Origin of the sequence: Hymenobacter siberiensis (assembly GCF_018967845.1) — a bacterium.
Classification (GTDB): Bacteria; Bacteroidota; Bacteroidia; order Cytophagales; family Hymenobacteraceae; genus Hymenobacter; species Hymenobacter siberiensis.
Map to the genome: position 1 here is coordinate 2,323,105 of NZ_JAHLZZ010000001.1, position 18,822 is coordinate 2,341,926.

17 protein-coding genes and 1 pseudogene are annotated in these 18,822 nt (G+C 60.9%); 4 read left to right on the plus strand and 14 right to left on the minus strand.

The genetic code is table 11. The features are described 5' to 3' along the window. Nucleotides 1-71: 71 nt before the first annotated feature. The 7 genes from trpS to KQ661_RS10005 form a co-directional block, all read right to left on the minus strand. Entirely contained in the window at nucleotides 72-1,046 is a 975-nt protein-coding gene (trpS, locus tag KQ661_RS09975; protein WP_216680482.1) for a tryptophan--tRNA ligase, read from the minus strand. A 19-nt stretch (nucleotides 1,047-1,065) separates the two neighbouring features. Further along, a complete protein-coding gene (locus tag KQ661_RS09980) occupies nucleotides 1,066-1,665 on the minus strand; it encodes a hypothetical protein (protein ID WP_216680483.1) in 600 nt (199 codons plus the stop codon). Nucleotides 1,666-1,676: 11 nt separating this feature from the next. Further along, nucleotides 1,677-2,423: a queuosine precursor transporter gene (locus KQ661_RS09985; RefSeq protein ID WP_216680484.1), complete on the minus strand. Its 747-nt coding sequence runs from the start codon at nucleotides 2,421-2,423 to the stop codon at nucleotides 1,677-1,679. Nucleotides 2,424-2,434: 11 nt separating this feature from the next. Further along, the gene (locus tag KQ661_RS09990) at nucleotides 2,435-3,346 is read right to left on the minus strand and encodes a ribonuclease Z (protein ID WP_216686326.1); all 912 of its coding nucleotides are present in this window, start codon (nucleotides 3,344-3,346) and stop codon (nucleotides 2,435-2,437) included. A gap of 134 nt (nucleotides 3,347-3,480) precedes the next feature. Next, nucleotides 3,481-3,855 (minus strand): STAS domain-containing protein, encoded by a 375-nt coding sequence (locus KQ661_RS09995; protein WP_168675310.1) that lies wholly within the window; start codon nucleotides 3,853-3,855, stop codon nucleotides 3,481-3,483. A gap of 72 nt (nucleotides 3,856-3,927) precedes the next feature. Continuing rightward, on the minus strand, nucleotides 3,928-4,791 hold the full coding sequence (locus KQ661_RS10000) for a DUF4198 domain-containing protein (RefSeq protein ID WP_216680486.1): 864 nt from the start codon (nucleotides 4,789-4,791) through the stop codon (nucleotides 3,928-3,930). Between the two features lie 17 nt (nucleotides 4,792-4,808). Then, entirely contained in the window at nucleotides 4,809-6,647 is a 1,839-nt protein-coding gene (locus KQ661_RS10005) for a glycosyltransferase (protein WP_216680487.1), read from the minus strand. Between the two features lie 192 nt (nucleotides 6,648-6,839). On the opposite strand from KQ661_RS10005, the gene KQ661_RS10010 reads away from it, so the two are divergent. Further along, nucleotides 6,840-7,469, plus strand: a complete 630-nt coding sequence (locus tag KQ661_RS10010) for a nitroreductase family protein (RefSeq protein WP_216680488.1) — start codon at nucleotides 6,840-6,842, stop codon at nucleotides 7,467-7,469. Nucleotides 7,470-7,521: 52 nt separating this feature from the next. Here KQ661_RS10010 and KQ661_RS10015 read toward each other — a convergent pair whose 3' ends face one another. From KQ661_RS10015 to KQ661_RS10035, 5 genes and pseudogenes are all read right to left on the minus strand, one after another. After that, nucleotides 7,522-8,088 (minus strand): hypothetical protein, encoded by a 567-nt coding sequence (locus KQ661_RS10015; RefSeq protein WP_216680489.1) that lies wholly within the window; start codon nucleotides 8,086-8,088, stop codon nucleotides 7,522-7,524. 119 nt (nucleotides 8,089-8,207) lie between these two features. Beyond that, nucleotides 8,208-9,560, minus strand: coding sequence for a carboxylesterase family protein (locus KQ661_RS10020; protein WP_216680490.1), 1,353 nt, complete (start codon nucleotides 9,558-9,560; stop codon nucleotides 8,208-8,210). 534 nt (nucleotides 9,561-10,094) lie between these two features. Next, nucleotides 10,095-10,819, minus strand: a pseudogene (locus tag KQ661_RS23045) (IS5 family transposase); the annotation flags it as partial. A gap of 82 nt (nucleotides 10,820-10,901) precedes the next feature. Next, on the minus strand, nucleotides 10,902-11,798 hold the full coding sequence (locus KQ661_RS10030) for a YitT family protein (RefSeq protein WP_216680491.1): 897 nt from the start codon (nucleotides 11,796-11,798) through the stop codon (nucleotides 10,902-10,904). 87 nt (nucleotides 11,799-11,885) lie between these two features. Continuing rightward, entirely contained in the window at nucleotides 11,886-13,778 is a 1,893-nt protein-coding gene (locus KQ661_RS10035; RefSeq protein ID WP_235726956.1) for an alpha-amylase family glycosyl hydrolase, read from the minus strand. A 208-nt stretch (nucleotides 13,779-13,986) separates the two neighbouring features. Here KQ661_RS10035 and KQ661_RS10040 point away from each other — a divergent pair, with 208 nt between their 5' ends. After that, a complete protein-coding gene (locus KQ661_RS10040; protein WP_216680492.1) occupies nucleotides 13,987-14,397 on the plus strand; it encodes a DUF6960 family protein in 411 nt (136 codons plus the stop codon). Nucleotides 14,398-14,478: 81 nt separating this feature from the next. Here KQ661_RS10040 and KQ661_RS10045 read toward each other — a convergent pair whose 3' ends face one another. Next, nucleotides 14,479-15,834, minus strand: a complete 1,356-nt coding sequence (locus tag KQ661_RS10045) for a YfcC family protein (protein WP_216686327.1) — start codon at nucleotides 15,832-15,834, stop codon at nucleotides 14,479-14,481. A 140-nt stretch (nucleotides 15,835-15,974) separates the two neighbouring features. On the opposite strand from KQ661_RS10045, the gene KQ661_RS10050 reads away from it, so the two are divergent. Both KQ661_RS10050 and KQ661_RS10055 read left to right on the plus strand, forming a co-directional pair. After that, nucleotides 15,975-16,232 carry a hypothetical protein gene (locus KQ661_RS10050; protein ID WP_216686328.1) on the plus strand — a complete coding sequence of 86 codons (258 nt, stop codon included), beginning with the start codon at nucleotides 15,975-15,977 and terminating at the stop codon, nucleotides 16,230-16,232. A 286-nt stretch (nucleotides 16,233-16,518) separates the two neighbouring features. Next, nucleotides 16,519-17,154: an amidohydrolase family protein gene (locus KQ661_RS10055; protein ID WP_216686329.1), complete on the plus strand. Its 636-nt coding sequence runs from the start codon at nucleotides 16,519-16,521 to the stop codon at nucleotides 17,152-17,154. 17 nt (nucleotides 17,155-17,171) lie between these two features. Here the strand turns inward: KQ661_RS10055 and KQ661_RS10060 are convergent, their stop codons facing one another. Continuing rightward, nucleotides 17,172-18,035, minus strand: coding sequence for an outer membrane beta-barrel protein (locus KQ661_RS10060; protein WP_216686330.1), 864 nt, complete (start codon nucleotides 18,033-18,035; stop codon nucleotides 17,172-17,174). Nucleotides 18,036-18,822: the final 787 nt, after the last annotated feature.

Below are 18,822 nucleotides of genomic sequence, written 5' to 3' on the forward strand. Positions count from 1 at the left end.
CTGCCAGTTGGCAGCCTTTTTTTGATAATAGAATCGTCCACAAAATCTGACTAATCCGACGAATTCGCAGTTTAGACACCGTAGCCTACTTTCTGGCGCACTTTGGCCAGCACGCCCGCGCCGTATTCCTGCGCCCGCTTGGCGCCAATGGCCAGCGCCGCGTCCAGCTCGGGCAGGTTGCTCATGTAGAAGTCGAACCGCTCGCGCTCCACGGCAAAACGGCGCAGAATCAACTCATACAGCTCCTTTTTGGCGTGGCCGTAGCCGTAGCCACCGGCCAGGTAGTTGGCGCGCATTGTCTCAATCTCGGCGGGCGCGGCCAGCAGCGAGTACAGCTTGAACGTCACATCCGCATCCGGATTTTTGGGCGCTTCGAGTGGCGTGCTGTCCGAAACAATGGTTTTGATGGTCTTCAGGAGTTCCTTTTCGGGCAGGAAAATGTCGATGGTGTTGCCGTAGCTCTTGCTCATCTTGGCCCCGTCGGTGCCGGGAATGGTCATCAGCTCGGCATCGACGCGGGCCTGGGGCTCTACTAAGGTCTCGCCGTAGCGGGAGTTGAAGGCTTTGGCAATATCGCGGGCAATTTCGAGGTGCTGAATCTGGTCTTTGCCCACGGGCACGATTTCGGCATCGTAGAGCAGGATGTCGGCCGCCATCAGCACGGGGTAGGTGAAGAGGCCGGCGTTTACGTCCGACAGCTTGTCGCTCTTGTCCTTGAAGCTGTGCGCGTTGGCCAGCATGGGGTAGGGCGTGAAGCAGCTCAGGTACCAGGTCAGCTCCGTTACCTGCGGCACGTCGGACTGCCGGTAAAACAGGTTTCTTTCGGTGTCGAAGCCGCAGGCCAGCCACGCGGCGGCCACGGCGTAGGTGTTGGCGCGTAGCACGGCGGGGTCGCGCACGGTGGTGAGCGAGTGCAGGTCAGCGATGAAATAGAGCGAGTCGTTGGCCGGGTTTTTCGATAGCTCGATGGCGGGCAGGATGGCCCCGAGCAGGTTGCCGAGGTGCGGCCGGCCGGTGCTTTGGATGCCGGTAAGGATGCGGGACATGGATAATTAGAAGTGTGAATTAATGGCCTGCCTGATTAGCGCGACGCACGTATTCGGGGAAATTTTCAAAGGTGGCTGTGCCGGATTTAACGGCTTGCTGTAGCTCAGGCCATCGGGACAGTTCTTCGGCCAGGTCTTGGCGGTCATCCTTGCTCCATTTCTTGAAAGCATTCGGGCCTGATATAAACTCTTTATCGCCCCGGCGGCGTAGCAGGTAGGTGGCAAAGGACACCGTTGTGCTCCCGATGGGTTCGGCGGTATGAAAAAGGGCCAGTTGCAGGTAGCCGGAAGTGTCGGCGTATTCGATGAACGTGTTTTCGGCGTGATAACTGTGTACGCCAAATTCAAAATCGAAATTTCCGGCAGGAACCAGCGTGTGACTGTCGATGGTGAAAGACCTAACTTCTTTGGCTGAAAATTGAAGATTATTGCCAACGTATAAGGTGGTTTCACCACGCGTACGGAAGCTCAGCTTGCCCTCTCCCACAGAACCATTGGCCAAGGTATATGAACCAGGACCACGCAAATAGTCAACGATATAAGACGTGAAAAACCCGTGCGCTATGCTGCCGTAGGTGACCAAAAAACCAGCAGTTGCAATGAGGATTTTTTTTCGCATAGCACACAAAATTATACGCTCACATTCTCCACGGCCTCTTCTTGTAATTCGGCTGTTTCCTCTTTCCCGAGGTACTTATCGATGAGCCAGTGCGCCAGGTAGAGCACCGGTGTGAGCAGAATGGCCGCCGCAAACTTGTACCAGTAATTGGTGTTGGCCACGCTGAGAACCTGGTCGAAAGTCCAGTTGCCAAACACGTAAAAAGCTACGTACAGCACCACAAACGAATCTACCAGCTGCGAAATCAGGGTTGAGCCCGTAGCGCGCAGCCAGATATAGCGCCCGCCCGTGGCCTTGCGAATGGCCTCAAAAATAGTTGCATCCAGGACCTGCCCCACTCCAAATGCCACAATCGAGCCCGTGATAATGCCCAGGCCCTGCCGGAAAATGCTCTGGTAGGCAAAGTCGATGTTGAAGGGCCGGCCCTCGTTATCGGTCTTGTTCACATCGAGCCAGAAATCAGCCGGGGGTAGCTTGGTGGTGAGGTAGATAACCCCGAAAGCGAACAGGATGAGCACCACCGTGAGGTAGCTGATGCGCAGCACGCCGGCCTTGCCGAAATACTCGTTGATGATGTCCGTGGTCACGAAAACTACCGGCCAGATGAGTACGCCTGCCGTGAGGTTGCCGGGCAGGCCCATCAGTTTATCGGCCGAGAAAATCTTGACGCCGATGATTTCGGCCAGCAGCGCATTCACCAGGAAAATTCCGCTGAGGACTAGGTAAAGCTGTTGCTTTTTATTAGCGAAATTATTCATAATCAATCGGTTTACAGGCTCACTACCAACCCTTCCGTGGCCAGCTCGACGGTGGGGAATATGGCCTGGGCCTCATGCAACAGCGGCTCCAGGGCCTTGTAGCGGCTGGAGAAGTGGCCCAGCAGCAGCCGTTTCACGCCCGCCTCGTGGGCAATCTGGGCGGCCTGGCGGGCAGTGCTGTGGTGGGTCTGGGCGGCGCGCTCCCGCATGTCTTCCAGGAAGGTGGCCTCGTGGTAAAGCAAATCGACGCCCTGGATGTAGGGCACCAGCGCGGGTGTGTAGAGCGTATCGGAGAAGAAGGCGTAGCGGCGCGGGGTGGGGGCGGGGCCGGCCACGTCGGCGTGGCGCAGGCCGGGCTGCTGCTCATCGGCGGGTAGGTCTTCGCCCTGGGCCAGGCGGGCCAGCTGGGCGGGTGTGAGGCCGGCAGGCAGCTTATCTTTCAGCAAGTTGGCGCGGCGCGGCTTTTCCGTGAACAGATAGCCGGCGCACGGAATGCGGTGGCGCATGGGCAGGGTGGTCACGGTCAGGTTTTCATCTTCATACACCACGGCGTGCGCGGTTGTGTCGATGGCGATAAACTCCATCGCGAAGCCCAACTGCATATTGGAAACGCGGGCCTGGGTCACCAGCACCTCATCGAGGCCGGGCGGGCCGATGATAATCAGCGGTTGGGTGCGGCCCTGCAAATGCATGGTGCCCAGCAGCCCAAATAGTCCGAAATAATGGTCGCCGTGCAGGTGCGAGATGAAGATGGCCCGGACGTGGTGGGGCCGCACGCGGTACTCCAGCATCTGCCACTGGGTGCCTTCGCCGCAGTCAATGAGGTAGTTCGACGCGCTAACGGTGAGTACCTGGGCCGTGGGGTGGCGCCCGGCCGTGGGCGTGGCCGAAGCCGACCCCAGAATCTTCAGCTCAAAAGTCACAAGCGAAATAGTTGTCAGTTGGTAGTTGCTGGTTGTCAGGCCTGCGTTGAGTGGTGCAGAAACGAAAGTTGGTTGCCAGTTGCCAGCTTCAACAAACTGACAACTGACAACCAACAACCGGCAACTAAAAAAATCTATTCCTTATCAGTCAGGTCGCGCTCGATGGCGTGCAAAAACACGCGGTCGATGCCTTCTTCTACCGTAGGCAGGATGTGCAGAACGGATTCGAGCTTGCTGATGGTGATAAGTTTCAGCACATGGTCTTGCAGGCCGGTGAGCACCAGCAGGCCGCCCGTGGAGTTGCACAAACGGTTGGCAATAAGAATGGAGCTGAGGCCCGACGAATCCGTGTATTTCACGTTCGTGAGGTCGAGTATCAGGTTGTTAATGCCTTCAGCGTTGAGCTTCACGAACTCCGACTTGAGGTCGGGCGCGACGGTGGTGTCGAGCTTCTTCTCCTCAATGGTGATGATGGTGTAGCTATCTTTTTTATCAATCGTGTACTTCATACAGCGTAGGGCCAGGGAGGGTAAGAGAACGGCGAAGGTAAAGAAAAAACCTAAAATTCTGGGTGAAGTTGGCTAATGTTTTGTGGGTATTCGCGCGGCTGCGGCCGGACCGGCGAAGGTTAGCGAGGCCCAGGTCGATTGCCAATCGGCGCGGGGGCGCAGTTTGGCAGGAGCCGCGCTCATGTCCACAGCCGCCAGCAAATAAGGGCCGGGTCCTGATAGGCGTAACAAGATACGGCCGTTTTGGTTGGCGCGGGTGGTGTAATGGGTGGTGGGCAGGCCGCCGGGCTGGCGCTGCCACACCTGCACGGCCGCGCCAAACGCCGGCCGGCCGGCGCGGAGCACGCGCACGGTCAGGGCTTTGTCGGCGGCCAGGCGGTAGGGGTTTTGTTCGGGTACCAGCTCCAGGGGCAGGCCGTAGACGTGGCGGCAGGCGCTGTCGGTAACGGCCGTAGTAGCAGCGGCTTCGCCCACCTGAATCAGGGTTTTGGCGCAGCGGCGGTAGGTTTCGCGGCCGGGCTGGGCCATCTGGTCGTTTTCCTGGCGTAGTTTCAGGGCGTAGTCGAGGCCTTCTTTGCGCAGGTAGGCGGTGAACTGGTCGGCGGGCAGCTCGATGAACGAGTTGGTGCTTTGCAGCAGTACGACGTGGGTGCCGGGCCGGGTAAAGGTGAAGCCAGTGCGAAAGGTGTCGGTTGCGGTGGCGTTTTTCGGCGTGAGGTCGGTGGAGTCTTCCGGGGTGGGGCCAAAACGGGTGAGGCGCTGGATTTTGGCGGCTTTGGTGGTCCAGGGCTCGCCCTTAAAATCAGCCCCTATGAAGGAGTGCACGTTCACCGTTTCGCTCGGCTGCAGGCGAAAGCGCGGGGCTTCGAGCCAGAACTCGTGGGCGAGGGCGGCGGTGGTAAGCAGCAGAAACAGAACAGTGATTTTGAAACTCATAGAGATGACGCAGAGGTTTAATTTCGCTCCAGCGCCAGGGCATAGGCCCGGTCGTAGTGCACACGCAGGTTTTTCCAGTCGAATAGCTCGGCGGAACTTTCCACGGCGTTGCGTTGCATAATGCGGTCGCGGCGGTTGAGCTGCACGAACTGCCAGAGCATGTCGCAAAGCTCCTCGGCCGACTCATCGAAGGATTTTTCCTGGCGATGCACTACGAAAATGCCTTTGGATTCGGGGTCGGGCACGTTTTGTAGGGCGTAATCGCCGAAACCGGAGAGGTCGGAGGTGATGGCGGGCACGCCGCGGGCCACGCATTCGAGCGGGGTGTAGCCCCAAGGCTCGTAGTAGCTCGGGAACACGCCCATGTGGCAGCCGCGCACAAACTGGCCGTACTCCATGCCCAGCAGGGGCGAGGCGGGCGACACAAAATCGGGGTGGTACACCATCTTCACCCGGTCGTGGCGGTGGTTGAGCAGGTTGGACCGGCGCAGGTAGTTCAGGATGTCGTCGTCGGCATCGTTCACCAGGTTGTGGGTGATGACGGGGGGCAGGGCGTTGGTTTTCCAGCTTTGGAGCTGGCGGCGGTAGCGCAGGCGCCAGTAGTCGTCCACCATCGTGCTGAGCTCGGGCAGCTTGTGGTCCTGGCTGGCGGCGGCGGCGTAGAAAAGGCGCTCACCCACCTGCCGCTCAATGGCCTTGCAGGTTTCGTGCACTTCATCGAGCATGGCGCGGCGCTCCAGCACCTGCGGGTTGATGCTGGTGAAGGGCCGCTTGGTGATGAAAAACATCACCACCTGGGTTTCGAGGCCGCTTTGCTGGAGGCGGTAGTTGAGGCGGGCCAGGGCTTCGAGGGTCAAATCGAAGCCCTTGTTGTGGTACTCGTAGCGGCCCGAGGTGAAGAAATACAGCGTCTTATCCAGGTCGAAGGCGTACGACTGGAAGAAGTGGGCCATCACGAATTCATGAATCTTGGCCTTGTACTGCTGGTGCAGGTTCTGGAATTCGTGCAGGGCCACGAAGCGCTCGATGTTGAGGCCGTTGGGCAGCACCGCGTCCGGAATTCTATCCAATAAGTAGATGCACTCGCGCACCGTTAGCTCGCTCACAGTGGTGAAAACGTGGCTGCCGTGGGCGGCGGCGCGCTCCATGCGCACGGCCGGCTCGATGTTGAATTTTTTGGCCTCGGCCTCCCAGTTCACCCACATGAGGTGGTCGTAGAAGGCGGGGTCGTTCATGGCCAGGTAGCGGCCCAGTAGCGTGGCGTGGGTAGTGAAGAGCAGGTGCGCGGGCACTTGCAGGCGGCGCAGCTCCGGGATGGCCACGCCGGTCATCCACTCGTGAAAATGGCCCAGCAGGCGCTGCTCGGCCAGCTTCTGGGCGGCCAGGTGCTGAAAGAAAACGGTGGTGAGGTGCCCAAAGGCGATTATCTGGTGGAGCAGGTCGTCGGTGTCGGGGGCCGGAATGCCGTGGCGGCTCCAGAGGTCGGTTTTGAGCTGGCCCAGGCGGTCGTAGGCCTGAAATGGGTTGATAAGCACCACCCGGGGGCGGCCCGTCACGAGCCAGGTGCCAATCTGCACATCGTAGCCCTGGGCGCGCATGGTGCGCACGACGGCCATAAAAGGGTCGGCCCCGGTGTGCACCATCAGTTCGTCGTAGGGCTCAAACTCGCCCTGGGCCATGTTGGGGAAGTAGGGCCCCAACAGGCAGTATCGGTCACCCCAGACGGGCATAGTGGCCGGTACCTTGCTGCGAATAACGGTGTAGATACCGCCGACCTGGTTGCAAACCTCCCAGGCTACTTCAACGAGCAGAGAATCGGGAAACAGGGCGTCGGGGGCGTGGGGCGTGGGCTGCATAGGTGGGGAGCGGGAATTTGAGAGCGAGGAACTGGAGAAAGAACGTGGCGAAAGGTAAGCCGGTTGGGGCTGAATTGGCAGTGCAGGCCACATTTTTTCAAATTAAGCGGGAAAAATAGGATTGGAGCCAGTCCAAAACTTCGCGCCAGAGTGGCGGTTATTCGCCTTCACCTCATTTTTTTCCCTGTTCTGATGGCCGATACCACCAACGTTCTGAAACTCGAACACGAAATCATGCCCGTGCTTACGCAGCGCCGCAGCCCCCGCGCCTACTCCGATAAGGCGGTGTCAGCCGAAGTGGTGGAGCAGGTTTTTACGGCTGCTTCGTCGGCTGCCTCGTGCTTTGGCGAGCAGCCCTGGCGCTACATCATGGGCAACCAGTCGAGCAGCCCCGAGGCGTTTGAGAAAATCCTGGGCGGTCTGCTGGAGTTCAACCAGGTTTGGGCCAAAAAAGCCCCTGTCCTGGCCGTGGGCGTAGCCAAACTGAATTTCTCGCACGACGGCAACGCCAACGGCTGGGCTAAGTACGATGTAGGCCAGTCCACCGCCACCCTGGCCGTGGAGGCTACCGAACTGGGCCTGCAAATCCACCAGATGGCTGGTTTTTCGCCCGATGCGCTGCGCGCCGCGTTCAGCATTCCCGAGGGTTTCGAGCCGGTGGTGGTGTTCACGCTGGGCTATCCCGGCCCGGCTTCGGACCTGCCCGCTGGGCTGAGCGAAAAGGAAACCGCGCCCCGCGCCCGCAAGCCATTGGCCGAGTTCCTGTTTGAAGGCGCGTGGCCCACGCCCGCCGGCGAGCGGTACGACCAGGCACCGGTGTAGTTTGGAATTCCTTCCAGCGTGCAAAGCCGGCTTTGTGCGCTGGAAGGCCCTACTACTTTTTTATGGATATGGAGTTGAAGAATCTGAGCCGTTGCACTTCGCAACTCTTACCAATATTATCGGCAGGGACGAAATAAAGCTGATAAATCGTTCGTCCCATAATTATCTGACGGAAGAATTTTATCGTTGGTTTTCCGGTGGCTCCAAGTGCTCGGTAGCTGAGGGTAATAACGTCCAAGCCGTCAATGGAGCCGATTTTCTGACTCAGCAATTGCCCCCGTGCATGTTTGATTAACAAGGGAATCGTACGGGTTTTATAGTAGTTCTCGCGGGCTGACTGCGTTATTGGAAGCTGCGGGTCCTCAAACAGTGGCACACATACCAGTACATACATGCCACAGGCATCTTCCTGCCTGTAAGCGCGTGAGGCCTGAATTCGTGGACTATTGGCGTTGGAAGCACCTTGTGCAGCCATTGTACCTGGTACGTCCATTTCGTCTGGCTTTGAGGGAAAGCTGACCGTGAGATGCTTGTCCACAGCTATTGGTGTCCAGGGTTTTTTCTGAGCTAAGCCTAATTCTGGTAGTAAGAGCAGGCTCGCAAGTATGATAAACTTCATTAGGACAAATGAAAAACAAGTTTGTGGGCGCATGAGGTGTTTCGACTGCTTAAGTAAACAATTGGCGCTCTGTTAGAAGCGCTTCAGTAGTGTTTCGTATGATACTTGAAGCTATTCCATCAGCAAATACCCTTCCCTGAGAGAGCTTTCTCCACTTCCAGCACGCCCGGAATAACCACCCGCTCCGGCAGCACGCCGGTGCGCGCAAAGTCGGCCCACAGCTGCCGTACCTGCCGGCCGGCCGCGTCAAATTCCTCCCAATTAGCCTCGCCCAGTAGCGGCGTGGCGGCCCAACTGGCCTGCGTACCCAGCAGCAGCGGCAGGTCAACAACGTGCGCGGCTCCGAATGGGCTCCCGGGCGGCTGGTACGTGAGCAGAAACCGCCAAGCCCGGCCACCCGCCCGCGCCTGATGCTCGGCAAATGCCTGGGCTGGAGCCAGGTAGATGCGGCGGGAAGTAACGCTGGTGAGCAGCCGTACCAGCCGGCTGCCCGCTACCGGCAGGCGTTGCAACCAATTGAAAGTGGGGTCGATGACGGCGAAAAACCGGGTTTCTTCGGCTGTGGCCCCGATGAGAATATCAATATGGGGAGCCACGGCCGCCCAGGTTGCTTCAATTTCGGCTTCGGGCGGCAGCGGAGCAGCCCCGTATTGCGGGCCGAAGGGCATGCCGCTTTTCAGACCCTGCCAGCGGGCGGCTTTTATTACGGCACTTTCGCGGGCCAGGATTTCGGTGGTGGAAGCGTTGGGCGCAAGCGTACCGACGGCTCGGCTCATGGCCCGCAGCATGCGCTGGCGGTTGCGGGTGAGGCCCAGCGGCGCGCTGTGCAGCATCACGCGCCGAAACAGACCAGGAGCTTTTTCTGCCAGCATGAGCTGGGCAATGGCATCGGCCCCCGAGGAGTGACCCAGCAGAGTGACCAGCGCCGGGTTGCCGCCAAACGCGGCGATGTTGCGCTGCACCCAGCGCAGGGCTTCCAGCAAATCGAGCAGGCCGAGATTGGCTGGGGTGCTGCTCGTGCCCAGAAACCCAAACAGCCCCAGCCGATAGGTGACGGCCACAAACACCACCCGCTGCTCCGTTACCCAGGTGGCGGGGTCGTAAATCGCTAGGTCGCCCGCGCCGGACACGTAGGAGCCGCCGTGCACCCATACGATGACGGATAGCCGCTCATCGGCCCGCAGGTTGGCTGGCAGCGTGATGGACAGGCGCAGGCAGTCTTCGTCGAAGCTCAGGGCCGCAAATAAGTCCCCCATCACCTGGTCTACCCGAGGGTCGGCGAGCTGTGGGCAGGCCGGCGCGGGGGCCGTGGCCCAGATGGGTTCGGTAGCGGGCGGCTCGGGTGTCGGCGGCTGAAACCGCGCGGCCCGGGCGTAGCGAATGCCCGTGGCGCGCATCACCGGCCCGTCGGCCCGGCCGATGATGAGGCCGGCCGGGGTGTAAAAGTGGAGCGCGGTGGGGGTGGATTGCAATTGGGGAGTAGGGTATTAGAGTTGTTGCGAAGCAAAAAGCCTTGATAATCAATTAATTATGTCAAAAATAAAAACCGACAAAAATTGCAAAGAGAACGTCTAAGCCACATTGCCAATAAAATTAGCGCGATTTCATACCTGTAATAGGCTGATTTTGAGCACAAACATTACGCAACAAGTCTATTATAGAAGTAAAAATCTGACCGAGTGAGGATTTGTCATTCCGACGAAGGAGGAATCTGGGGAAAACCGTCAGGGGCAGGCCTCAGATTCCTCCTTTGTCGGAATGACAAATCCTTGCCTCGGCTGCGCTCGGCATGACGGTATCATTTATTGAAGCTGTTTAGAAAGTCCCCGAACGGTCATGCAGCGCGCAGCGCAGCATCTTGCTCGCATCGTCAGGCCCGTTCAACGATGCGAGCAAGATGCTGCGCTGCGCGCTGCATGACCGTTTGAGTACCTTTTGTGACTTTCTAAACAACTCCATTGCAAGAGACAACACTAGAGCGTGAGGACAATCAAAGATTTATCTATTTACCTAAGCCAATCTAGCGTAGCACCAATATGCCAAAAGGCGAGGAAGGAAACGGCGGTTTTTTCGTAGCGGGTGGCTAGGCGGCGGTATTGCTTGAGGCGGCCAAAAAAGCGCTCGACTTTGTTGCGGTCGCGGTAGGTTTCTTCGTCCATTGCCAAGGGTTCTACCCGGTTAGGATGGCTGGGAATGACGGCTTCGATGCCCTTTTCGGTGCAATAGGCGCGGGTCGCGTCGCTGTCGTAAGCCGTGTCGGCCAGCACTTTGCCCGGCTGCAGGTCCGCCAGCAAGGGCAGCGCCTGCGGGCTGTCGCCCGCCTGGCCTTCGGTCGCAATCAGCCGCACGGCGTTGCCCAGCGACTCCACGCAGGCGTGAATTTTGGTGCCGATGCCCCCGCGGCTGCGTCCGAGGCACTCGGTGGCGGCGGTACTTTTTTTTGGCCTGCTGAATGCTGGTGCGCCCGCACGACGGTCGAATCGAGCATGACCCAGTCCAGTTCGGGGGCTTGCAGGGCCTGGAAGGCCCGCTCCCAAACCCCTTTGGTCGCCATACGCCGGAAGCGCTTGCACACGGTGTTGAATTTGCCGAAGCGTTCGGGTAGGTCGGCCCACGGGCAGCCGGTGCGCATTATCCACACGACCGCGTTGAAAAACAAGCGGTTGTCTTTGCCCGTTACCCCGCAATCAGTGGCTTTGCCCGACAAAAGGGGGCTCACCGCCAGCCATTGAGCATCGCTAATCTCATGTCTTCGCATAAATAATTTCTTCGTTATAAACGATTGCCAAAGCAAAGGTAATTGTCCTCACGCTCTAGTGCAGCGCCCGTTTCTTAATAATGCCGCCCTGCGCGTCATCGATGCGGTATTGAACGATGAATGCTTTGGGGTCGATTTCCTGCACCGCCGTGCGCAGGCCGGGCAGCTCCAGGCGGGTCACGACGGTGAACACGATGTCGCGCTCCATGCCTTGCTCACCGCGCGCGCCGTAGCCCGATTTGCCCTGGTACATCGTCACGCCCCGGCCCAGCTTTTCGGTGATGACTTTGCGGATGGCGTCGCTGTGCTCCGACACGATGGTGACGCCGGTGTACTGCTCGATGCCATTGAGCACGAACTCCAGCACGCGGGCGGCGGCGAAGTAGGTCAGCATCGAGTACAGGGCGGGCTCGGTGCCCAGCACCAGCACGGCCACGCCGAAGATAACGACGTTAAGAATCAGAATCAGGTCGCTCACTTTCAGTAGTACCACGTAGCGGCTCACGAGCAGCGCCGCGATTTCGGTGCCATCGAGCACGGCCCCGCCGCGCATGGCCAGCCCGATGCCCGCCCCGATGAATACGCCGCCGAACACGGCCGTGAGCAGCAGGTCGTGGGTGACGTCGGGGAAGGGCACCACGGCCAGCACCAGCGCCAGCCCGCCAATGCCCAGGGCGCTGCGCAGGGCAAACCGCCGCCCCAGCTGCCGGTACCCCAGGGCGATAAAGGGCAGGTTAATAACCAGAATCAGCAGCGAGAGCGGCAGCTTGAACCCAGTGGCCAGTAGCATGGAAACGCCCGTCACGCCCCCATCAATAAAGCGGCTGGACAGCAGGAAGGATTCGAGCCCAAACGCCGCCGAAAACACGCCGGCAATAATGAACAGGGCGTTTTTTAGTTCGGAATTGGGGTAGTTGATGCTCTGGGCAGGCGTAGCGGGGGCTGAATTCATAGGTGGGAAGCGTATTCAATCAAAAACTAAAGAACGTCATGCGCCGCTGCGCATGACGTTCTTTTTTCGTTCTACAAAACCGGAATTCTAGCCTTCCTGCGATAGAATCAGCACCGCGTAGGAGGCGATGGCAATGCTGCCGTGCCAGCCAAAACCATCGTATTCGCCTTCTTCGGCGTCGATGCCGAAGCTTTCCATGTCGCCAAATTCGCCATCGTAGCCCTGCCAGTCGCTGTTGAAACGTACCTGCCAGTGGCCGGGGCCGGGCAGGCCGATGGTGTAGGTCTCATGGGCCTGGTTGGCGAAATTGGCCAGCACCACGGTAGTGTCGCCGGGGCCGCCCTCGCCGGCCTGCCTGCCGAAGGCTACCAGCTTGTCGGTGTCGTTGATGTGGAAAACCCTGGTGTGCTGGCCGCACAGGCCGCGCGTGGTGCCGTGCAGGTTGCGGCGCAGGCCAATGAGGTCGCGGTAGAGGTGCACCAGGCCGGCACGCTCCTCCACCCGCTCCCAGCGAATGGGCTCGGTGTCGACAAACGAGCCGTCGGCCAGGAATTCCTGGCCCTGAAACAGCATGGGGATGCCGGGAGCCGTCATCACCAGGGCCGCGCCCAGGCTGGAGCGCTTTTTCGAGAACCAGTGGTCGGCCGCCCCGGGCATGATTTCCTCGGGCACGCGGTTTTTGCCGTTGGCCACTTCGTCGTGGCTTTCGGTGTAGATGACGCGGCGGAAAGCGTTGTCGTTGTAGAGCTGCGTGAGGGCCTGGGCCACGGCATTCATGTCGCGGTCGGCATCGTTGGGCGTGGTGAGGGCCTCGCGGATGGGGTACACAAACGAGCCGTCCCACTGCGAGTCGAAGCCCAGGCCGCCGTTGGTAGTGGCTTCGGTGATGGCGGCGTTGCCGCGCAGGTCCTCGGCGATGGTAATGTTCCAGGGCATCGTCTTATCGATTTCCTCGTTAATCCAGCGCATCAGGCTCCAGCCGTCGGGCAGGTCTTCTTCGGGGTTGTCCTCGCCGTTCACGTTGCGGATGAAGGCGATGGCATCGGCCCGCAGGCCGTCGCAGCGGTACTCGTTCAGCCACATCAGGGCGTTGTCGCGGATGTACTGGCGCACCTCGGGGCGGCCGTAGTCGGGCCGGTTGTCGCCCCAGGGCGTTTTGGCGCGCCAGTCGTTGTAGAAGTAAATACCGCCGCCGTCGTTCTCGCTCCAGCCATCAAACTGCCAGAGGTCGAGGTCGCCGGGGCCGAAGTGATTATACACCACGTCGAGCACCACGGCGATGCCATGCTGGTGGGCCTGCTTCACCATTTCCTTGAAGGCCACCGGCCCGCCGTAGTCGCTTTCGAGCGCAAACGGGTTGGCCGGGTTGTAGCCGCACGAGCGGCTGCCCGGGAACTCGGTAGCTGGCAGCAGCTCGATGCAGTTAATGCCCAAATCGCGCAGATAAGGCAGCTTTTCGGGCACGCTCAGGAACGTGCCTACATTCTCGGCATCGGGGGCGTTGAAGGTCCCCACGTGCAGCTCGTAAATCACCAGCTCGTTCCAGGCGGGCATCTGAAAATTGTCGTCGCCCCAGTCAAAATCAGGGTCGTGCACCACCGATGAGCCGGCCGAATTCGTGACCTGTCGGGCGTAGGGGTCGTTGTGTTCGATGGGGTTGCCCTTGTTGAGGAGGTGAAACTTATACTCGTCGCCGGGCTTGGCACCGGGCACGTCGGTGGCCCAATAACCATTCTCTTCGGCTTGCAGCGGGGTTGCATCGCCCTGCCAGTCATTAAAAGTGCCGATAACGGACACCGAATCAGCGTTGGGAGCCCAAACCCGGAAGGTGGTGCCGGTGGCGTGGGGCACTGCGCCCATGCCGGGCTGCAAGGTGGGGCTGGGGGCCGCTTTCGGGTGGGCAGCGGGAGCCGGTTTTGTAGTTGCTTTGGGGGCGGTTTTGGCGCGGGAAGCGGGTTCGGAAGCGGAAGCGTTAGGCATTAGTAAAAACGACTACCCGCCGCCCGGGCAGCCGAAAATGCGGCCGGTATTGGACGGTAGGTAAGGCGAGCATACGAAACTGCCTGGTTTTTGGCCGAAGATGCCCCAGTGCCGCTCGCAGTCTGGGCCCCGACGTAAATTTGCCCCTCACCGGAGCAAATTGCGCCTTTTGCGTGTTTATTACGCAACAATCAGCCCTTACTACCCCTTGAAGACCCGTCCCAAACCCGTTGTTTTTGGCCTCTACGGCTGGTCGCCCGACTACGGCTTCCGCTACATTCACCCCGCCAACCGCCGCGCCTTCGAGCTGCTGGAGCCCGTGGGCAAGCTCTTCGAAAAGATTGCCGAAGACGATGAAGGCGAGTGGATTACCATTCGCTACGACGAGCAGCAGTTCCTCGTGCGCCCCGAGCTGTTCAAGGAAATCTATCACAAGCCGAAATTCAGCTTCGGCGATTCGGTGGAGGAAACCACGCCCCAGCCCGGCCAGTACCGCCACTTCGGTCACATCTCCGACGTGTTCTGGGACGAGGCCACCGACACTGCCACCTACCAGATTGTGGAGCGTAAGCGCAAGCTGCCAACCGTGTTTCAGGCCAGCGAGCTGCGGGCGGATTAGCTGTAGCGCGGACTTTTAGTCCGCGAGTACAGAGAATATGCTATTGCAGACGACTGATAATTAGCGGATTAAAAGTCCGCGCTACACGCCCGTGGCGATGCCCACTACCACCGCCACGGCCCCCAGCGCGAACAGCGCCGCCCACAGCGGTGCGGCAAACTTTATCCACTGCTCGAAGCGCACGCCTGTGGCTGCCAGCATGGCCATGAGGGTGCCGTTGGTGGGCGTGATGAGCTCGCACAGGCCCGCGCCGTACTGAAACGCCAGCACCGTAACCTGCCGCGAGAGGCCCAGAATATCGGACAGCGGCACCAGCAGCGGCATGGTGAGCGTGGCCTGCCCGCTGCCGCTGGGCACGGGCACGTGCAACAGGGTTTGCACGCCCATCATGCCCAGGGCGGCCAGCGCCACGGGCAGGTGGCCCAGCGGTGCGGCCAGCCCGTGCACAATGGTGTCCACGATGTGGCCCTGCTCCAGCACCACGAAAATGGCCCGGGCAAACCCAATCAGCAGGGCCGAAAAGGCAATGTCGCGGAAGCCCGCGATGAAGCCCTCGGCCGTGCCCGTGAGGCCGCGCCCCCCCACCAGCCCGGCCACAATGCCCAGCCCCAGAAACAGCGCCGCCATCTGCTCGAACTCCCAGTGCAGCTGCACCACGCCGTAGGCAAACACGCCAAACGCGGCCAGCATCAGCAGCAGCACCAGGCCGGAGCGGCTGGTAGTGGCCGGGCCGGCGGCCGCTTCGTTGGCATCGAGGCTGAGGTCGGGGGCCTGGCGGTGGCGCACGGCGTGGCGCGTGGTAGCCCACAGCCACAACCCCACCGCCACCAGCAAAAAGCCCATGCGGTAGGCCCCGCCCGAGAGCAGCGGCAGCTGCGCCAGCTTCTGGGCAATGCCCACCTGAAACGGGTTTATCGGGCTGAAGGAAGCCCCCACAAAGGCCGCTCCCACGCTGGCCGCCACCGCCGTGAGCACAGGGTAGCCCAGCCGCCGCATGAGCACCAGCAGCACCGGCACCAGCGGAATTATCTCCTCGCCCATGTTCTCCAGCGCGCCCATGGTGGCGAAGAGCGTGCCCACCAGCGGAATCACGAGCACCTCGCGGCCGTGGGCGCGGCGCAGCAGCCAGTCGACCCCGAAGCGCAGCGCCCCGGTCTGGTCCACCACCGTGAAGGCCCCGCCGGCCAGGAAAATCAGGAACACCACGGCGGCCGCGTCGGCCAGGCCCTTGGGCACGTTCACCAGCACGTCGAGCGGGCCGACGGGCGTGGCGGGCACGGTGTGATAGGAGCCGGCCACTACCACTTGCCGCCCCGTTACGGCATCGAGGTGGCGCGTGAATTCGCCGGCCGGCAGCACGTAGCTGAGCGCAGCCGCCAGAATGATAAAGCCTACGATGAGCACCAGCGGGTGCGGGAAACGGAATCCATTTAACATTTATCAATTAACATTTAACAGGTTCATTAGAGCATGCGGAACTTCGTGCACCCCCACTACTTTTAGGCAGTAGTTGGTGGCAAGATAGGCCGGACGACCACGCAAGGCGACCAGCCGAGCTGTTAAATGTTAATTGATAAATGTTAAATGTCTTGACCATCAGCGCCTTCAAAGCTCTGCACCAGCGCCACCAGACCGAGCACCTTGCCCGGCACGGCACCCGCCTGGCCGAGCGCCAGGAAGACAGCTTCGAGCTCACGCTCTATGCCGTGGAGGGCTTTTATGCTGAAACCTGGCGCAGCCGGGGCGACGAGCACATCCTCTTCATCCACGTTTTCCAGAAGCCCGCCGGCCTGGGCGACTACCTGCGCCTGGTGCAACTGCCGCACGGCCTGTAAGGTCCTTGCGCCGCCCCGGCACTACCGCTGCTGCGCAAAAAAAGCGGCTGAATACGCCAATTATTCTTGTGTCTGCTGCTGCTGCTGCTGGGGCTAAGTAGCGTGGCTTTCGCCCAAAGCACCGCCGCCCGCCTTAGTCCCGAGCAGTTTGGCTACCGCCGCCTAGTGGTGATGCTTGGCCGCGATAGCGTGCAGGTGCTGCTCATGTCGAAAAAAGGGGAGGAGCAGCTGAAGAAGCCGCTGCTGCTCTGGGAGCAGGGCTCGCTGCCCATGCCGCTGGTGTTGTATGACGAGCAGGGAGCCTATCCGGTATTCCCGTTTCATCCCCAAAAGGTGCTCGAAAGCTGCCATCTGGCCATTCGATGTATCGCGCTATTACCTGGAGCAGGCCCGCCACATGGGCTTCGGCCTGAAAATCCACGCCGAGCAGCTGCACGACCTGGGCGGCTGCGAGATGGCCGCCGCGTTGGGCGCCATCAGCGTGGACCATTGCGACTACCTCACGCCCGCCGCCGCTGCCCGCATTGCGCAGCAAACCCAGGGGCAAACCGTGGCCGTGCTGCTGCCGCTGCTGCCGCTGTTCCTACGCCAGGAAAAATATGTGCCCGGCCGCGAGTTCATCGACAACGGTCTGCCCGTGGCCCTGAGTACCGATTTCAACCCCGGCTCGTGCCCCAGCAAAAACCTCTGGCTGGCGCTATCCATCGCCTGTCTTAAAATGGGTTTCACGCCCAAAGAAGCCGTGGCCGCCGCCACCCTCAACGCCGCCTGGGCCCTTGGCCTCGCCGCCGACTGCGGCAGTCTGGCCCCCGGCAAGCGCGCCGACGTGCTGGTGCTGAATGTGGGCAGCGTGGCCGAAATCCCGTATTGGCTGGGCGAAAACCCGGTGCGCGAGGTGATAATCGGCGGGCAGTATCAGTGAAGCCTCGCGCCGAGATACTACGGCAAGTTGAAAGCTACCCCCAACAGTGCCGCGCCGCCAAACAGATGGCGCTGGTAGTAAGGTGTATAGTTGGTCAGGGGCGATAGCAGGTAGGTAGCCGTGGGCTGGGCCAGAAGCTCCCAGCGCCCCCTGCCGAGGCGGTAGCGGGCCTCGGCCCCCAGGCTGGCTCCAAGGCTCACCCGATGATAGGTGCTGCCCTCGGTGTTGCTGCCGCCCACGTACACGGCGGCCTCGGCCCCGGCCAGCAGTCCTACGCGCCAGCGCCCCGAGAGCGTCCAACCGTAGCCCACCCGCACCGGCACCGTCACAAACCGGTAAGTATCGCGGCGATGAATGCTGGTGGTGGCAGAGTCTGGGGTAGGCCCCATGTGGTTGGATACCGTGTAATGCACCTGTTGCAGCGCCAGGCCGCTGGCGTATTCGGCGTAGCCCAGGCCCGCGCTCAGGCTCCAGTGCTCGCCCAGGGTGCGCCGTACGGTGACTTGAGCCGCGCTGCCCAGTGCTGCCCGTTCCAGCGTGGCTATCGGCGTAGCCGTACTATTTGCCGAGATATAAACAAAAGGCGGGGAGGTCGATTGCGGCGTGGCCGCGCTCGTCGCCGTAGTCAGGCTTCTGTAAGTCAGGGCCGGGCCGGCTACGACCTGCACCGCCCAGCGCGACGCAAACGGCTGCGGCAGCGGGCCGGGCACCACGGCCACTGGCTGCGGGGTCACGGGCTCGGGCCACGCGGCCTGCGGCACAGTTACCGCCCGGGCGGGCAGTTGCGCCTGGGCCGTACGCTGGCGAAGGAGGCTTTCTGCCAGTTGGGCAAGGCTGGTCGAGGCCATTGTGGGGGCCACCGGGATAGTAAGCTGACCCACTTCTGACGGTGTGGAGGACGCTAAAAGTGACTCCCCAGAGACTGGTTGTCCTCCTGCTGCCAGCGCCGTTGCGGGCTGATGATGGTGACGGGCCAGGGACTTTTTCGTCTCAAACAAGGCCTGAGATGACCGGGTGCTTATGACCGTTGACGCATTGCGACCCCGTCGGACCAGTCCGGCCCGACCCACCGCCGATGGGGCCGTCTCGGATGAATGACCGGTTGCCGCCGCTCTGCGGGAAACAGGATGGCCCAACTCCCGCGCTTGCCCGCGAGCGGCCAGGGTTAGCGGCTTGTTGCCTTGGCCAATAGCTGCTGCAAGTGCTTTGGTAGCCGGCACTGCTAAGCTCCGAGCCGCCTGCCCGGTAGCACTGGTAGTAGATGAGTGAGTTGCTGAATATGAGGTAGTTGGTTTTATCGAACCGGAAGCCATCGAACCGGAAACCGGCGCGCGCGCCGGAATTGCCGTAGCGGCAGCTGCCGACGTTGCAGCGCCCTGCGTAGCAACCGCGCCGGTCGAAACTGCTGTTGCGGCTGCCGCATGACCAGCCGGCACGTTAGCTGCATTCGCAGCGGCCATTTGTGGAGTAGCTGAAGAATTTTGAGCCGCTAAAGGCCGGCTCACTGCGGTTGCGTTGCTGACCTCAGTAGGGCTTTGGGTACTGGCCGAGTTGGTCCGGGAAGCGTTGGAAGATAAAATGCGGGAGGCGGTGCCGTTTATCCTCGCAGCTATAGATAACCGCTGTGCCTGCTGCCAGTGCCAGACCGCGCCCACGGCCACCAGGCTC

Excerpts from the sequence above, each read along its gene's own strand:
- trpS (WP_216680482.1), bottom strand. The coding sequence starts at position 1,046 with ATGTCCCGCATCCTTACCGGCATCCAAAGCACCGGCCGGCCGCACCTC.
- KQ661_RS09980 (WP_216680483.1), bottom strand. The coding sequence starts at position 1,665 with ATGCGAAAAAAAATCCTCATTGCAACTGCTGGTTTTTTGGTCACCTAC.
- KQ661_RS09985 (WP_216680484.1), bottom strand. The coding sequence starts at position 2,423 with ATGAATAATTTCGCTAATAAAAAGCAACAGCTTTACCTAGTCCTCAGC.
- KQ661_RS09995 (WP_168675310.1), bottom strand. The coding sequence starts at position 3,855 with ATGAAGTACACGATTGATAAAAAAGATAGCTACACCATCATCACCATT.
- KQ661_RS10000 (WP_216680486.1), bottom strand. The coding sequence starts at position 4,791 with ATGAGTTTCAAAATCACTGTTCTGTTTCTGCTGCTTACCACCGCCGCC.
- KQ661_RS10005 (WP_216680487.1), bottom strand. The coding sequence starts at position 6,647 with ATGCAGCCCACGCCCCACGCCCCCGACGCCCTGTTTCCCGATTCTCTG.
- KQ661_RS10010 (WP_216680488.1), top strand. The coding sequence starts at position 6,840 with ATGGCCGATACCACCAACGTTCTGAAACTCGAACACGAAATCATGCCC.
- KQ661_RS10015 (WP_216680489.1), bottom strand. The coding sequence starts at position 8,088 with ATGAAGTTTATCATACTTGCGAGCCTGCTCTTACTACCAGAATTAGGC.
- KQ661_RS10030 (WP_216680491.1), bottom strand. The coding sequence starts at position 11,798 with ATGAATTCAGCCCCCGCTACGCCTGCCCAGAGCATCAACTACCCCAAT.
- KQ661_RS10035 (WP_235726956.1), bottom strand. The coding sequence starts at position 13,778 with ATGCCTAACGCTTCCGCTTCCGAACCCGCTTCCCGCGCCAAAACCGCC.
- KQ661_RS10045 (WP_216686327.1), bottom strand. The coding sequence starts at position 15,834 with ATGTTAAATGGATTCCGTTTCCCGCACCCGCTGGTGCTCATCGTAGGC.
- KQ661_RS10050 (WP_216686328.1), top strand. The coding sequence starts at position 15,975 with ATGTTAAATGTCTTGACCATCAGCGCCTTCAAAGCTCTGCACCAGCGC.
- KQ661_RS10055 (WP_216686329.1), top strand. The coding sequence starts at position 16,519 with ATGACGAGCAGGGAGCCTATCCGGTATTCCCGTTTCATCCCCAAAAGG.